Source organism: Megasphaera stantonii, from assembly GCF_025567065.1.
Taxonomy (GTDB): domain Bacteria; phylum Bacillota; class Negativicutes; order Veillonellales; family Megasphaeraceae; genus Megasphaera; species Megasphaera stantonii.
Genome location: NZ_JAOQKD010000011.1, coordinates 33,135 through 48,338, shown reverse-complemented (window position 1 = coordinate 48,338; position 15,204 = coordinate 33,135). Strand labels below are relative to the sequence as shown.

General features: G+C 49.7%; 10 protein-coding genes and 2 CRISPR repeat arrays. All 10 genes read left to right on the top strand.

Annotated elements, in window-relative coordinates:
• Positions 1–1,566 (top strand): ArnT family glycosyltransferase, encoded by a 1,566-nt coding sequence (locus OCV58_RS07375; RefSeq protein WP_154877433.1) that lies wholly within the window; start codon positions 1–3, stop codon positions 1,564–1,566.
• Between the two features lie 27 nt (positions 1,567–1,593).
• Positions 1,594–2,418 (top strand): undecaprenyl-diphosphate phosphatase, encoded by an 825-nt coding sequence (locus OCV58_RS07370; RefSeq protein ID WP_154877432.1) that lies wholly within the window; start codon positions 1,594–1,596, stop codon positions 2,416–2,418.
• A 448-nt stretch (positions 2,419–2,866) separates the two neighbouring features.
• Positions 2,867–3,229: direct repeats of the CRISPR family, unit length 32 nt; unit sequence GTCCCTTCTCGTACGAAGGTGTGGATTGAAAT.
• Positions 3,230–3,463: 234 nt separating this feature from the next.
• Entirely contained in the window at positions 3,464–5,632 is a 2,169-nt protein-coding gene (gene cas3, locus OCV58_RS07365) for a CRISPR-associated helicase Cas3' (RefSeq protein ID WP_154877431.1), read from the top strand.
• Between the two features lie 243 nt (positions 5,633–5,875).
• Entirely contained in the window at positions 5,876–6,535 is a 660-nt protein-coding gene (gene cas5c, locus OCV58_RS07360) for a type I-C CRISPR-associated protein Cas5c (RefSeq protein WP_154877430.1), read from the top strand.
• The gene (gene cas8c / locus OCV58_RS07355; RefSeq protein WP_267312835.1) at positions 6,532–8,298 is read left to right on the top strand and encodes a type I-C CRISPR-associated protein Cas8c/Csd1; all 1,767 of its coding nucleotides are present in this window, start codon (positions 6,532–6,534) and stop codon (positions 8,296–8,298) included. Before cas5c ends, cas8c begins: the two co-directional genes overlap by 4 nt.
• Positions 8,299–9,201, top strand: coding sequence for a type I-C CRISPR-associated protein Cas7/Csd2 (cas7c, locus tag OCV58_RS07350; protein ID WP_154877429.1), 903 nt, complete (start codon positions 8,299–8,301; stop codon positions 9,199–9,201).
• A gap of 94 nt (positions 9,202–9,295) precedes the next feature.
• A complete protein-coding gene (locus OCV58_RS12265) occupies positions 9,296–9,685 on the top strand; it encodes a hypothetical protein (protein ID WP_449566820.1) in 390 nt (129 codons plus the stop codon).
• 1,120 nt (positions 9,686–10,805) lie between these two features.
• Positions 10,806–11,914: direct repeats of the CRISPR family, unit length 28 nt; unit sequence GTTATCTGCCGAATAGGCAGTTTAGAAA.
• Between the two features lie 261 nt (positions 11,915–12,175).
• Complete coding sequence (rpsO, locus tag OCV58_RS07345) at positions 12,176–12,442, top strand: 30S ribosomal protein S15 (protein ID WP_087478628.1); 267 nt, start codon at positions 12,176–12,178, stop codon at positions 12,440–12,442.
• A 136-nt stretch (positions 12,443–12,578) separates the two neighbouring features.
• Entirely contained in the window at positions 12,579–14,717 is a 2,139-nt protein-coding gene (locus OCV58_RS07340) for a polyribonucleotide nucleotidyltransferase (protein WP_154877428.1), read from the top strand.
• A gap of 9 nt (positions 14,718–14,726) precedes the next feature.
• Complete coding sequence (dut, locus tag OCV58_RS07335) at positions 14,727–15,176, top strand: dUTP diphosphatase (protein ID WP_095630175.1); 450 nt, start codon at positions 14,727–14,729, stop codon at positions 15,174–15,176.
• Positions 15,177–15,204: the final 28 nt, after the last annotated feature.

Here is a 15,204-nt window from a genome sequence, read left to right as displayed (position 1 = left end):
ATGGAATGCTTACATCGCAGTGAAGAACGCTTGCTGAACGCTGCGCCGGCTGTTGCGCCGAACCTGCTGCAGCGGCTGCTGGACGACATAGGATATGTTCCAATCCTGCTGGCTGCGGCCGTCCTCGTCTGCTTTACAGGCAACGCCCTGATCAAAATTACCGACCCTGTCGAATCGAACTATGCCCTGACGGCGATGGAAATGCTGCAGTCAGGCGATTACGTTTCGCCGCGCATTTTCGGCAATTACTGGTACGACAAGCCCGTCTTGTTTTACTGGGAGATCATGGCCGCTTTTTCCCTGTTCGGCACGACGGAATTTGCCGCCCGCTTTTTCCCGTCTGTCTTCGGCCTCATCGGCGTCGTCATGGCCTATGGTTTCGCGTCGCGCCTGTACGACAAAAAGACGGGCTTCGTCGCGGCCTTGGTCCTCGTGACATCGCTGGAATACTTTTACCTTTCTCACGCCGTCATTACGGATATGACCTTGTTCGTCTTCTTTTCAGCGACGCTCATGCTGTTTTATCTCGCCTACAGTGAAGGGCGGCCGCGCCTGTATTATGGAGCTTATGCCTGCGCCGCCCTGGCCGTCCTGACGAAAGGGCCTGTAGGCCTCGTTCTGCCGGGGCTGATTATCGTCCTGTTTTTGCTGTGGCGGAGAGATTTCAAATCCATATTCCTGCATATCAAGCTGGGGTCGGGGCTGCTGCTGTTCTTCGTCATCGCCGGCCTGTGGTACGTGCCCATGTACGTGATGCACGGCGGCGATTTCATCAGCCAGTTCATCGGCGTCCACAACGTCCTGCGGGCTACCGTGTCGGAGCATCCCAGGGATAACGTGTGGTATTACTATACGGCCGTGTTTCTGTTAGGCTTCTTTCCCTGGGTATTCACGCTGCCTCTGGCCGCAAAGAAATATAAACCGGTTCACAAGCTGAGAGCTTGTTTGAGAACGGGAGGCTTTGCCGGCCTGCGCCGCATGGCAGATTCCCTGTCCATGAAGGAACAATTCCTCGTGACCTGGGCCGTCGTCGTCTTCGTGTTTTACCAGTGCATGGCTACGAAATACATGACCTATACGTTCCCGTACATGATTCCTGTTGCCATCGCCTTTGCTGCGTACCTGCGCCATCATAAGCGCCTCGTCGCTGTTCTGACGACGGTTGGCGTTACTTTCTATCTGATCGTGACCCTCTTCGTCGCCGTACCCTTGTGCCGGGAGGCGTCGGCTTATGATGCCGCCCAGGCCGTACAGCGCATGGCCGACGGCCGTACCTGCGTCGCCGTCTACGGCGGGCGCTATCCCGTATCGCTGGCCTATTATTCCGGCTATGACGCCAAGCGGCTGAAATGGGCCGATGAAATAGAAGACTCCCTGCCCGGCGGCATCAACTGGAACGCCAAGAACATCATGCCCTTCATGGCGATCGAAGACTTGGCGCAGCACGACCACGTAGTGCTTCTGGTCCATGAAAACGAAGACGCCAACTTCCACAAGGCCGGCATTCCCGGCGACTGGGTCGGCGTGAAAAAGGCCGGCCGCTGGCTCATCTATGAAAACCAATAATATCGGACAGAAAAGAGGGGACTCATCGTGTATGATTATATTATCGCCGTCGTCCTGGGCATCGTCGAAGGGGCAACGGAATTCCTGCCCGTATCGTCGACGGGGCATATGATTCTCGTCGGGCATCTGCTGGGCTATGACGGCCAGCAGGCCGGCGTATTCGAAGTCTTTATCCAGCTGGGGGCTATCATGGCCGTGACGGTCATATATAAGGAAAAAATCCTGACCATGCTGCATTTTAATGGCTGGCGGCCCTTGCTGCGGCGGGAAAACTGGCGGCGCTCCGATACGGGCCTGACGCTGGTTCACATCGCCGCCGGTGCAGTCCCCGTCCTGCCCGTCGGGTATTTGCTTCATCACTTCATTAAGACCTATTTGTTTTCCGTAGAAACGGTCCTCGTCGGACTCGTCGCCGGCGGCGTATTCATGATGGCAGCTGAAAAAGCCCATGGCAAAACGCTGTGCGACAATGTGGACAAGCTCACCGTCGCCCAGTCCTTCGGTATCGGCCTGTTTCAGATCCTTGCCCTGTGGCCGGGCTTTTCCCGCTCCGGCTCGACCATCGCCGGCGGCCTCTTCCTCGGCGTCGGCCGCAAGGCGGCGGCAGACTTTTCCTTTATCATGGCCGTGCCGGTCATGCTGGCCGCCTGCTTTTACGACTTGCTGAACAACATGTACGTCCTGACGGACAACGACTTCGACATGATTACCATCGGCTTCTTCGTCGCCTTCGCCGTGTCCTACGCGTCGGTCTATTGGTTCCTGAACTTCTTGAACCGCTCGACGCTAACCACCTTCGCCGTCTACCGCTTTATCATCGCTGCCTTGGCAGCCGTGTATTTCTTTGGGTGATACGATTTCAAGCAGCTTGTTGCTGTCTAATGGAGGAAGCGGCGATACTCGTTGTTTTCGATATGCTTCATCCGTCTATTTGCCGTGTATCGCATGCGTCGTGTCGTTTCGTACAGTAGTTTTCCTATAATAGATTGCCTGAAACGTAAGGAACTTTGGAAAGCATGCCCTGTTGGCAAATTAGGTAAGACAGGAAATGATATATGCAGTGATAAAAATAAACGATAGGCAGGCTTCATCTGGTATAATAAAGATAAGAATGCGAATAGTGAGATAACAAAGTCAGCCTGTGCGAATCGAAAGCATGTGGCAGTTTTCCCTTGGTTTCGCACTAAAATGTATGGGAATATTGTTGTTTGTTGATGCGGAAAAACGGTATGCAGTGCCGTATATAGCTACCAATACCTACATTTGCTAAAGTATCTTTCATGATATACTAAATGCAGCAGTCCCTTCTCGTACGAAGGTGTGGATTGAAATATTTTTTCAGCAATAGTATTCATGGTGTCCTCCTGTCCCTTCTCGTACGAAGGTGTGGATTGAAATCGGCATGGGTCAACAGCAACTATGAAAAAGAGCAGTCCCTTCTCGTACGAAGGTGTGGATTGAAATCGTTTGTGACAGCTCAACGAATGGATTCCGGCAAGTCCCTTCTCGTACGAAGGTGTGGATTGAAATCTCGATACCCGTCAAACCGGACAGGGCACATTCCGTCCCTTCTCGTACGAAGGTGTGGATTGAAATAAGTTGCGGCTGGCCCGCCAGCGTTGTTTTTGCGCGTCACTTTTCGCACGAAAGTGCGGATTGAAATATTTATGTCTGTGTATTAGGGCTGTTTTAACGCTTGTCACTTCTCATACAAGGATGTAAATTAAAATCTCGTAGACCATAAATGGTGCTGGGCGAAGCCTCGTCATTTTTCGTACGAAACTATGGTTTGAACTGCTTGATTTGTCAGATAAGGACGCCGCATTCCTTTGTGGAGTATTTCTTCAGTTATCACCGTATTAGCATACTAGAATTTACTATCAATGGGAGACTTTGTATGAACGATATAAAGAAATTCATTGGGCATAAAAATCAAGAGACGGGAGAAGTACAGCCGTTGCCCGTTCATTTAGAGAACGTCGGAAAAATTGCCGAAGCCTTCGCCGCGGTGTTTGGTGCAGGGAAAGCGGGACGGATAATAGGTACCTATCATGATATCGGAAAATACGCAGAGCCGGTGCGGCGGCGTATGGAGACAGGCCAGGGGCGTCCGTATGATCACTCGACGGCCGGTGCGAAAGAATTATATCAAGCCAGCTTGTTTCCGGAGGCTGTTTGCTCAGCGGGACATCACAGCGGCCTGCTCGACGGAGGCAGCCGCGTCAGCAGCAAATATGACGGGACCTTTTTAGGAAGAATAAAAAAAGAAGTTCCCGACGATATTCCCGATTACCAGGCCTATCGGCAGGATTTTCCCAAGCCTCAGGCCGCAGCATCGATGGACGTATGCGAAGAAATACAAAGGTCGGCATTTAACGCCATGTTTTACATACGCATGCTGTTTTCCTGTCTGGTCGATGCGGACTTTTTAGATACGGCCGCCTTTATGCAGAGACGCCGAGCTGCTGAAACGGAGACGTTTGACCGATTAGATACGCTGAAGGAGCGATTGGATGCTTATATACAGAAGTTTCTGAAATCGCAGCATACAGAAATTCAGCGCAAGCGTACAGACGCGCTGCGTCAATGTATCGCTATGGGCGAAGCGGCTGCCGATACGTTGTATACGTTGACGGTCCCGACGGGCGGAGGCAAGACGATTTCCTCTATGGCCTTTGCGTTGCACTACGCTTGCCGGATGAAAAAGCGGCGCATCATTTATGTGATTCCTTATACGAGCATCATCGAGCAAAATGCCGCCGTGTTTAAAGACATATTGGGAGAGAAGAACGTCATAGAACATCATATGAACGTCATGTATGATGATGCAGACGAAAGCAGTACGATGAAGCGGCTGGCAGCAGAAAATTGGGATGGGCCTGTTATCGTGACGACTAACGTGCAGTTTTTTGAATCCCTGTTTCATAACAAGCCGTCTAAATGCCGGAAGCTTCACAATATAGCGGACAGCGTAATCGTGTTTGATGAAGCGCAGATGATACCTGTCGGATTTCTGAAACCGTGCATGCAGTGCATCGACGAGCTGACGACAAGATATACATGCGCTGCCGTATTGTGTACGGCTACGCAGCCGCCGTGGCAGCAATTTTTTGGCGGCAGGCATATTCAGGAAATTTATGGTCAAAGCAGGGAAATGAATCCTTTGGGGCAGCGAGTGGCGATACGAGTTATGCCCAAAGCTATGTCGGTCAAGGAATTGGCCGCGGCATTAGAGACACATCATCAGGCTCTGTGTATTGTAAATCTTAAAAAGACGGCCCGCAGGGTGTTTCGGAAGATGCAGGGGGAAGGTATATATCATTTGTCGACAAATATGTATCCGGCGCACAGGATGGCCGTGCTGAAGGAAATCCGCGAGCGGCTGCGGCGCAGGGAACGATGCATTGTCATTAGCACTTCATTACTCGAGTCAGGCGTTGACATCAGCTTTCCTTATGTGTATCGGGAAATGGCTGGCTTGGACAGTATCATTCAGGCGGCGGGGCGGTGCAGCCGTGAAGGAGAGTGGACGGCTGAAGAAAGGGGCGTTTTTGTTTTTTCTTTTAAGGCGGAGGAAGTCAGGCCAGCTTCCTATATGCGGCAGGAACGGGAAGCGGCGGAACGAATTTGTTCTGCCTTTGCCGGCGATATCCGTTCGCCAGAAGCCGTTCGGGCGTATTTTGAGCTGTTGTATACTATAAAAGGCGATGGATTAGATAAAAATCGGATTATGAACCTGATCCAGGAGAGAATTTTTCCCTTTGCGCAAGTCGCTGATGCGTTCAAGATCATTGAATCTGCAGATATGGCAGTGCTGATTGCTCATCGTGATGAAACGGCTAGGCATATTGCCGAGCGATTGCGGAACGGCGAACGGAGTAAAGAACTGCTGCGTGAAGCGGGCCGGTATTCGGTACGTACAGCGTGCGGTTCTCCTGATGCAGCGTATGAACTGCTGTGCGCTCGGTCGCAAATAGAAATCTTAGATGAAGGTATCAGCATATTGACAGATGCAGAAGCTTACGATGAACAGATGGGCTTACTTGCAGAGGATATATGCCAGTAATATTAGTTTTATGCAGCAAAAATGGGCAGCCGGAGCTGCCCTATTTTTGTGTCCTAATAAGACACTATTTCAATCCATATTGCATTCTGAAAAATGCAATGACTGTTATTATTATAACAAAAATTAGTTTCTATTTACAGAGTGTCGGACTATGGACATTATTCATTACAAATTAATTGACTTGTATGTAAATTTGATGTTAAAATTTATACAATAAAACACTGAAAAAAAGAAGGTGAAAAAATGAGTTATGGAGTATGCGTAGAGGTTTGGGGGGAATACGCCTTGTTTACTCGCCCTGAGCACAAGGCGGAAAGGGTCTCCTACGAGGTACTCACGCCGTCTGCTGCGCGAGGCATATTAGAGGCCATTTTCTGGCATCCTGGGATGACATGGATCATAGACTGTATCTATGTGTTAAAGCCCATCCAATTTGCTGCTGTCAAGAAAAACGAAGTGCGGTCAAAGATTAATGCTCGGACGGTTTCGGCAGCGATAAAAAGGGAACAGGGTTCGCTGTATTTAGCGGCTTCAGAGGATCGACAGCAGCGGGCTGCTGTCATGCTGAAAGACGTGCATTACGTCATTAAGGCCCATTTCGAACTGACGGACAAGGCAAATCCTTCCGACAACCACGGGAAATTTTCCGATATCATCAAGCGGAGACTGCGGCGCGGGCAGTGCTTTCATCAACCCTACTTTGGGCTCAGAGAGTTTCCAGCCCATTTTCGGGAATGGGGTAGTACGGAAATTCAAACGGCCTATCCTAATGAGACAAGGGATTTGGGATATATGCTGTATGACATGGACTATTCGGACCCGATGCATATTAAGCCTATCTTTTTTCACGCCGTATTGAAGAACGGCGTCTTGGACCTTCGGGACTGCGAGGTGCAGCGATGATATTGCAAGTGTTGGTTCAATATTATGAACAATTAATAAAAGAAAATAAAGTGCCTCCCATGGGCTGGGCCAAGGCAAACGTTTCCTATGCCTTGGATATAGGGACTGACGGGCAGCTGCTGCAAATTTACACGCTGATGGAGTCCCGGGCCAGAGGAAAAAAGGTAATCGATGTGCCTCGACTGATGACGGTGCCGCAGCCGCTGAAACGGTCTTCCGGCATTGCGCCGCAATTTCTATATGATAACGCGGCCTATCTTTTAGGAATCGATGGGGCTAAGCCGGAACGGGCGAGGCAGTGCTTTGCTCAGGCAAAACGCCTGCATGAAGACCTGCTGAGACCATATTCAGGAACGGCTGCAGAGGCTATCAAGCATTTTTTTGCTTTATGGAATCCTGAGAGGGCGAGAGAGCATCAAGCTGTGGCTGCTCATTGGGAGGGCTTGGTCAAAGGCGGCGGTATCGTATTCTTCGTCAATGGCCGCAATGTGATGCAGGACTCAGAATTAACGGCGGCTTGGAATGAGCGGAAGCGTCAGAATGAGGCCGTCGTCATGCAGTGTCTGGTGACTGGTGAGCAGGCCCCCATTGCCAGACTGCATCCAAGCATCAAAGGTGTGAGGGGAGCCCAATCCAGCGGCGCTTCCTTGGTTTCCTTTAATGCGCCGGCCTATGAGTCCTATGGTCATGACGACGAGCAGGGCGTAAACGCTCCCGTATCAGAATATGCTGCCTTTGCCTATTCGACAGCCCTGAACTATCTGTTGTCTGGAGAACTGAATCGAAATGCCCAGTGTATTGGCGACATGACGATCGTATATTGGGCTGAAAGGCAGTGCGAGGCGTATCAAAATGCATTCAGCGAATTTCTATGTGCCCAAAGGCCCGATGAAGAAGGGATGAGCGACGAGGTGCTGCGAAGTGTTTTCGACGATATAAAACGGCAGGGCTGGTTTGATTATAAAGGATTGCGAATGGAATACAGCAACCCTTTTTATATCCTGGGATTGTCTCCTAATGCAGCCCGCCTTTCCGTACGGTGCTTCCTAGCCGGGACATTTGGAGATTTTATGATCCATATTGCCAATCACATGGAACGAATGGCGATCGTCAAGCCTTTTTTTGAAACTGGTGAATGCGTGCCCCTTTGGGTCTTGCTGCAGGAAACGGTATCTCCGAAATCACAGCATAAGGCTGTTTCGCCGGCATTGGCAGGAGCCGTTTTACAAGCCATCTTAACGGATCAGGCCTATCCGGAAGCTTTGTATCAAGCGATTATCCTGCGGATTCATGCCGACCAGGGTTCAGGGAAAGTGAATTATCGCCGCGCGGCCTTTATCAAGGCCTATCTCATAAAAAATAAAGGGAGGAATATGACTGTGGGACTGAATGAAGCATCGACAGACAGGGCATACGTTTTGGGGAGATTGTTCGCCGCACTGGAATATGTGCAATACCAGTATGATTCCAAGATCAATACGACGATTAGAGACAGCTACTTCGATTCGGCCTGTACCCGGCCGGCCGTTGTATTCCCTGTACTGCTGAAGCTGGCCAATCATCACCTGGCAAAACTAAGAAAAGAAAAAGCCGGAATAGCGAGGGATATGGACCGCCTGATTTGCAGTTTGTTGAAAACATTACCAGGCGGGGAACAGGTCATACCGATGCATGTATCGCTGAGTAAGCAGGGAGAATTCATTTTAGGGTATTATCACCAGCGAGAAGTACTTTTGGCAAGACATAATAAGGAGGAAGCGTAAATGGCTGACGTAATTAAAAACAGATATGAGTTCGTCATACTTTTTGACGTGGAAAACGGAAATCCTAACGGCGACCCCGACGCAGGCAATATGCCCCGCATGGATCAGGAAACGGGACACGGCATCGTAACAGATGTCTGCCTTAAGCGAAAAATTCGCAATTACGTAGAAATCGCCTGCGAAGACCAGGAAGGGTACCGGATTTACGTAAAAGAAAGAGTTCCCTTAGAGCGCAATGACACGGAAGCATTTAATTTTTTTGGGGTACAAAAGAATAAAGATCAATTAAAAAAATTGAAAAAAGGCAATCCGGAACTGGATATGCAAATCCGGGATTTCATGTGCCGGAATTTTTATGACATCCGTACCTTTGGCGCCGTCATGACGACCTTTGTAAAAAATTCGCTGAATTGCGGACAGGTTCGCGGACCAGTGCAGATTGGCTTTGCCCGAAGCATAGACCCCATCATTCCGCAGGAAATAGGAATTACCCGCGTCACGCATACGACGGAAGCTGACGCAGAGGCCAAAGATGCGCCGGGAACGATGGGCCGAAAGTATGTTGTGCCCTATGGATTGTATAAGGCCGAGGGCTACGTGTCGGCTAACTTGGCCCGCAGGGTCACGGGATTTACAGAAGAAGACCTGAAGCTTCTGTGGACGAGTATTATCAATATGTTTGAACACGATCATTCGGCAGCTCGCGGTAAGATGACTGTACGGGAGCTCATCGTATTTAAACACGACAGCGAATTGGGAAATGCGCCGGCCCATAAGCTGTTTGAAGCCGTTTCGGTTCAAAAAAAATCTGACGAAGCCGTTCCGCGCTCATATGATGACTATGAAGTGCGCGTACATGCAGATAAAGTGCCGGCAGGCGTAACCTGTATGCGAATGATATAAGGAGCCAGCAGATTCACTGATAGTAAAAAGCGCAATCTTGCAGTGGCAAAGGAATACGCCCTAGAGAGTAAGACTGCAGCAGGTAAAAGTGCGAATGCAAAGCATAGGCTGTTTCGCCAATGCATTCGCACTCAAAGCCTTTAATGGTATTAAACTTTGCGGCTATTTGTTATGGTCAGAAGCAAGCATGCTGCATAAAGATATCTATATTTGCTGTATGGAAAACTGTGGTATACTAAATGTAGCGGTCATCCTCTATGCGAGGATGTGGATTGAAATGCACATGCCTAAGTTGCTTATCTTTCGCTGTCTCGTCATCCTCTATGCGAGGATGTGGATTGAAATTCAAATAGTTGTTACTGTTGCGTTGCCGATTTGCGTCATCCTCTATGCGAGGATGTGGATTGAAATGGCAGTGAATCTATTTCAGCGATTGCGCCCCTATGTCATCCTCTATGCGAGGATGTGGATTGAAATATGCTAGAGTTTGGCCACCAGTATGTACGTATATGTCATCCTCTATGCGAGGATGTGGATTGAAATCGTAGACGAGCTGTCGTCTGGGCCTGTGCCTGCGCGTCATCCTCTATGCGAGGATGTGGATTGAAATTGTTTCCGTCATACCGGATTGGCTACCCCGCTGGAGTCATCCTCTATGCGAGGATGTGGATTGAAATTGGGACAGCTCGGCGCTGTAATACTCGGCGTACCGTCATCCTCTATGCGAGGATGTGGATTGAAATAAAGGCAACGCATTACCAAAAGGCATACTATACAAGTCATCCTCTATGCGAGGATGTGGATTGAAATATCAGACGATCTCGCAAAACGCTTGCCTGACTTAGGTCATCCTCTGTGCGAGGATGTGGATTGAAATCAGCTGTATGCCGTGAAGCCTGTCGTTTTTATCAGTCATCCTCTGTGCGAGGATGTGGATTGAAATTGGTGCTCGTACATGTCCCGGTCATCTATCATCAAGTCAGCCTCTGTGTGAGGATGTGGATTGAAATCAGCGTCAGCGTAATATCGTCGGCGCTGTTTGACGTCATCCTCTATGCGAGGGTGTGGATTGAAATATTTCGTGGTGGATTGACCAAGACACTGGCGACCCGTCATCTTCCGTGTGAGGGTGAGGGCGCTTTGCTGATTATTTTCGCATCAAAAGCATACGAAAAGACATCCGTTTGAGTATATTCAATAATTATGTTATATACAGCAGGTATTAGTTAGAGTTTTCTGGACATCAAAAAAGCAAGACTGTATAGCCAGTATTATCCAGATATTTCACAAAGCAGGCGTTGCAGTTTATGAAATCAAAGGATTGTGCAGCGCGATTACTGTATATTCAGATGCACAGTATTACGAGCCGAACCCCATTTAGATTGTTCAGCACGAAAATTGAATTAGGAGAAAAACGTAGTGTTAAAAGTTATAGATTAATTAAGTCCTAATTCCGTAGTACCAGAATTTTAACCCAAATAAAATGGGCAGAGAAAAAACATTGGAAATATGCGGTTTTTGCCAACCGGAAAAATTTGGGGTAAAATAGGGTAAAACCACTGATACGCTAGTAAGTATGCTGTATGGCAGTATGCTTTCTTACAGTTATCTGCCGAATAGGCAGTTTAGAAAACCTTGTACAAGAATTAAAAGCAACCGTGCAAGTTATCTGCCGAATAGGCAGTTTAGAAATTTCGGTCCGTTGGTGATATGCAATATAAGTTGTTATCTGCCGAATAGGCAGTTTAGAAATCCTGCGGAGACTCCGGAATATTCGTAAAATCGTTATCTGCCGAATAGGCAGTTTAGAAAAATAGTACGCCAGTTGCGGCGATTTGTCGTAGTGTTATCTGCCGAATAGGCAGTTTAGAAAAAACGGGAGTACCGGGCACTTGACGTCCAGACGTTATCTGCCGAATAGGCAGTTTAGAAATTATCAGGCATAGCGTCGATGTCGCTTAGGTAGTTATCTGCCGAATAGGCAGTTTAGAAAAATTAAAAATAGGTAATATGTCTTATTGAGTTGTTATCTGCCGAATAGGCAGTTTAGAAACAGTTCAGCGACCAAGATGAAAGCCATCGCCAGTTATCTGCCGAATAGGCAGTTTAGAAATGCAACACCACCTAATACCTGTGTTAAGGCATGTTATCTGCCGAATAGGCAGTTTAGAAATTGTACAGCAGCGTGGCCAACAAATCACGTTGGTTATCTGCCGAATAGGCAGTTTAGAAAACATCGTACCGCCATATCAAAAATTCCAGCATGTTATCTGCCGAATAGGCAGTTTAGAAACTTGAGCAACAGCGGATTATCGCAATGATGCTGTTATCTGCCGAATAGGCAGTTTAGAAATGCACAATCCACAAATCCGGCTTATAGTAGTTGTTATCTGCCGAATAGGCAGTTTAGAAAGATAAAAGGGACATGCACGGCATACTCTTTTCGTTATCTGCCGAATAGGCAGTTTAGAAATGGTGCATTTTTAGAGTTTGCTAGTAATCCTAGTTATCTGCCGAATAGGCAGTTTAGAAAAAGAAGCGGTGGTTATACTGTTATAGGGAATCGTTATCTGCCGAATAGGCAGTTTAGAAACAAAACGCAGCTTCTTCCTGCGGGCTATCAAAGTTATCTGCCGAGTATGCAGTTTAGAAAATATACTTGCCGTAACTCATCCCGGCAGCCCGGTTATCTGCCGAATAGGCAGCTTAGGAATATTACGTCAAAGAAATGCTGATGTAAAGTTGTTATCTATGGCACTGGCGAATTGGGTTGTTTTGCTTTTGTGTGCTCCTATATACTTTTTAATCTTGCCGCAATTGCAGGTCCGGCTCATAATTTTCCGCCAAAAATCTTTACACTTCTTCTGCCATATAGTATAATAGTCATTGTCGTACGGGCGCTCAGTGAATCGAAGACTCCGACGTTCACTTAGCGGTTTGCGAATAGATTATAGTCACAAATGGAGGAAGACAGATGTTAACAGTTGATCAGAAAAAAGAAATCATTGCTAAATTTGGCGCTAACGAAAACGATACGGGTTCGCCGGAAGTACAGATCGCGCTGCTCACGAGCCGCATCGTGTATTTGACGGAACATCTCCGCAGCCACAAAAAGGACCATGCGTCCCGCCGCGGCTTGCTGAAATTGGTCGGCCAGCGCCGCAACTTGCTGGCATACTTGCAGAAACACGACCTCGAACGGTATCGTGCGATTCTCGAAAAATTAGGTTTGCGTAAATAATTGCATAGTTGAGGCTGATGTACATGCATCAGCCTCTTTTTTAAGGAAGCGCAGGGTGGTAGGTTGTAGCGCGCGGACAGGGGCTGTCCGTACGCTAGTGCCTATCACCTGCGGGTATGATGAAGGAGGTACACGAATGGAAGAAAAGAAATTCCAAATGGATTTTGCCGGCCGCCCGCTGATTATCGAAGTCGGCAAATTGGCGAAGCAGGCCAGCGGTGCCGCATTGGTACGCTACGGCGACACGGCTGTATTCGTTACGGCAACGGGTTCGAAGGAAGCTCGCGAAGACGCAGACTTTTTCCCGCTCACTGTCGATTATGAAGAAAAAATGTATTCTGTCGGGAAGATTCCCGGCGGCTTTATTAAACGGGAAGGCAAGCCGCCTGAATCGGCGACGCTCTTTGCCCGCCTTATCGACCGTCCCATTCGGCCGTTGTTCCCGAAGACGTATCGTCACGACGTACACGTCGTCGCCTATGATTTCTGCGTAGATCACGACAATGCCCCGGAAATCGCCGCCATGATCGGCGCATCCGTATCGCTGTGCATGTCCCATATTCCCTTTGCCGGCCCGATTGCCGGCGTCCGCGTAGGCCGCGTAGACGGGCAGTATATCATCAACCCGACCGTAGCCCAGAGCGAACAGAGCGATATGGACATCGTCGTCGCCGGTACGAAGGACGCCATCCTCATGGTTGAAGGCGGCGCCAAGCAGGTTCCGGAAGAAAATATCCTCGACGCCATCATGTTCGCCCATGAAGAAATCAAGAAAGTCGTCGAATTCCAGCTCAGCTTCCTCGACGAAATCAGCGTTCCCAAGCAGGAATTCGTAGAAAAAGAACCGCCGGCCGACATCGTCGAAGCCGTCCATGCCTATGGCGAAGAAGCCATGAAAGCTGCTATTTTCACGGCCGACAAGATGGAACGGGAAGAAAAGATGAACGCCGTCGAAAGCGATATTTATGAGCATTTCGCGGACATCTATCCGGAAGACGGCGACATCGTCGCGGAAATCACTCAGAAGATGATTAAGGAAATCGTCCGTCATATGATCGCCGTCGACAAGATTCGTCCCGACGGCCGCCGCGTCGACGAAGTGCGCCCCGTCAGCTGCGAAGTCGGATTGTTCAAGCGCACCCACGGCACGGGCCTCTTTACCCGAGGTCAGACGCAGATCATGAGCTTTGCCACTTTGGCTCCGCTCTCCGAATCCCAGCATATCGACGGCGTAGGCCTTGAAACAGATCGCCGCTACATGCATCACTATAATTTCCCGTCCTTCAGCGTCGGCGAAACGAAATCGTCCCGCGGACCGGGTCGCCGCGAAATCGGCCACGGCAAACTGGCTGAACGGGCGCTGGTACAGGTATTGCCGAAGGAAGAAGATTTCCCCTACGCCATCCGCGTCGTGTCGGAAGTCCTCGAATCGAACGGTTCCAGCTCCATGGGCAGCGTATGCGGCAGCACCTTGGCGCTCATGGACGCCGGCGTTCCCATCGAAGCTCCCGTAGCCGGCGTGGCTATGGGCTTGGTTACGAAGGGCGACGACTTTACGATTCTGACGGATATTCAGGGCATGGAAGACGCTCTCGGTGATATGGACTTCAAGGTCGCCGGCACGATGAAGGGCGTTACGGCCATCCAGATGGATATTAAGATTAAAGGCCTCAGCCGCGAAATCCTGGCCCAGGCTTTGAAGCAGGCTCACGAAGGCCGCATCCACATCATGGGCAAGATGCTCCAGGTCATCAGCGAACCGCGGAAGGAGCTGTCTCCCTATGCGCCGCGCATCATTACCATGCAGATCGACCCCGATAAGATTCGCGACGTCATCGGGCCGGGCGGCAAAATAATCAAGCAGATTACGGAAGAAACGGGCGCCAAAATCGACATCGAAGATTCGGGCCTCGTATACATCGCCTCCGTCGACGCTGCCGGCGGCGAAAAGGCGAAGGAATGGATTGAAACGCTGACGAAGGACGTCGAAGTAGGCGAAACGTACGTCGGCAAGGTTACGCGCATCATGAACTTCGGCGCCTTCGTAGAAGTGCTGCCCGGCAAGGAAGGCTTGGTCCACATTTCCCAGCTGGCAAAGGAACGGGTAGAAAAGGTCGAAGACGTCGTCCACATCGGCGATGAAATCATGGTCAAATGCGTGGAAATCGATAGCCAGGGTCGCGTCAACCTGTCCCGCAAGGCATTGCTCGGCGGCGGCAGCCCGGCTCCGTCCCATCGCGGCGGCGGCCGTCGTGGCCCCCGCGACAAGAAATAAGGTGCGTATATGACTGGCAGAGGATTTGAAATCGTAACGGCTTATTGTGATAAAGGCCTGACGCTCCCGGTCCGCAAGACGGCCGGAAGCGCCGGCTACGACCTGGCGGCGGCAGAGACTGTCGTACTGCAGCCTCACGCCGTGACTGTCGTGCCGACGGGGCTGAAGGCGTACATGGAAAAGGACGAATACCTGTCCATTTTCATCCGCTCCAGCCTGGCCTTCAAAAAGGGCCTGATGCTGGCCAACAGCACGGGCATTGTAGACAGCGATTACTACAATAACCAGGACAACGAAGGCCATATCATGATAGCTTACTATAATACAAATGATGCGCCCTATACAATTGAAAAAGGCGAACGTATCGGTCAGGGCATCTTTATGAAATATTTGACTGTCCATGACGACGCTGCGGAAGCTGTCCGCACCGGCGGCATCGGCAGCACGGGAAATAAATAAGGTATGCAGAAGGGCGCTTGCAGGCAGG

Bases quoted from the DNA above. Each gene is read 5' to 3' on its own strand.
- OCV58_RS07375 (WP_154877433.1), top strand. From the start codon at position 1: ATGGAATGCTTACATCGCAGTGAAGAACGCTTGCTGAACGCTGCGCCG.
- OCV58_RS12265 (WP_449566820.1), top strand. From the start codon at position 9,296: ATGCAAAGCATAGGCTGTTTCGCCAATGCATTCGCACTCAAAGCCTTT.
- cas5c (WP_154877430.1), top strand. From the start codon at position 5,876: ATGAGTTATGGAGTATGCGTAGAGGTTTGGGGGGAATACGCCTTGTTT.
- cas8c (WP_267312835.1), top strand. From the start codon at position 6,532: ATGATATTGCAAGTGTTGGTTCAATATTATGAACAATTAATAAAAGAA.
- dut (WP_095630175.1), top strand. From the start codon at position 14,727: ATGACTGGCAGAGGATTTGAAATCGTAACGGCTTATTGTGATAAAGGC.
- rpsO (WP_087478628.1), top strand. From the start codon at position 12,176: ATGTTAACAGTTGATCAGAAAAAAGAAATCATTGCTAAATTTGGCGCT.
- cas7c (WP_154877429.1), top strand. From the start codon at position 8,299: ATGGCTGACGTAATTAAAAACAGATATGAGTTCGTCATACTTTTTGAC.
- cas3 (WP_154877431.1), top strand. From the start codon at position 3,464: ATGAACGATATAAAGAAATTCATTGGGCATAAAAATCAAGAGACGGGA.
- OCV58_RS07340 (WP_154877428.1), top strand. From the start codon at position 12,579: ATGGAAGAAAAGAAATTCCAAATGGATTTTGCCGGCCGCCCGCTGATT.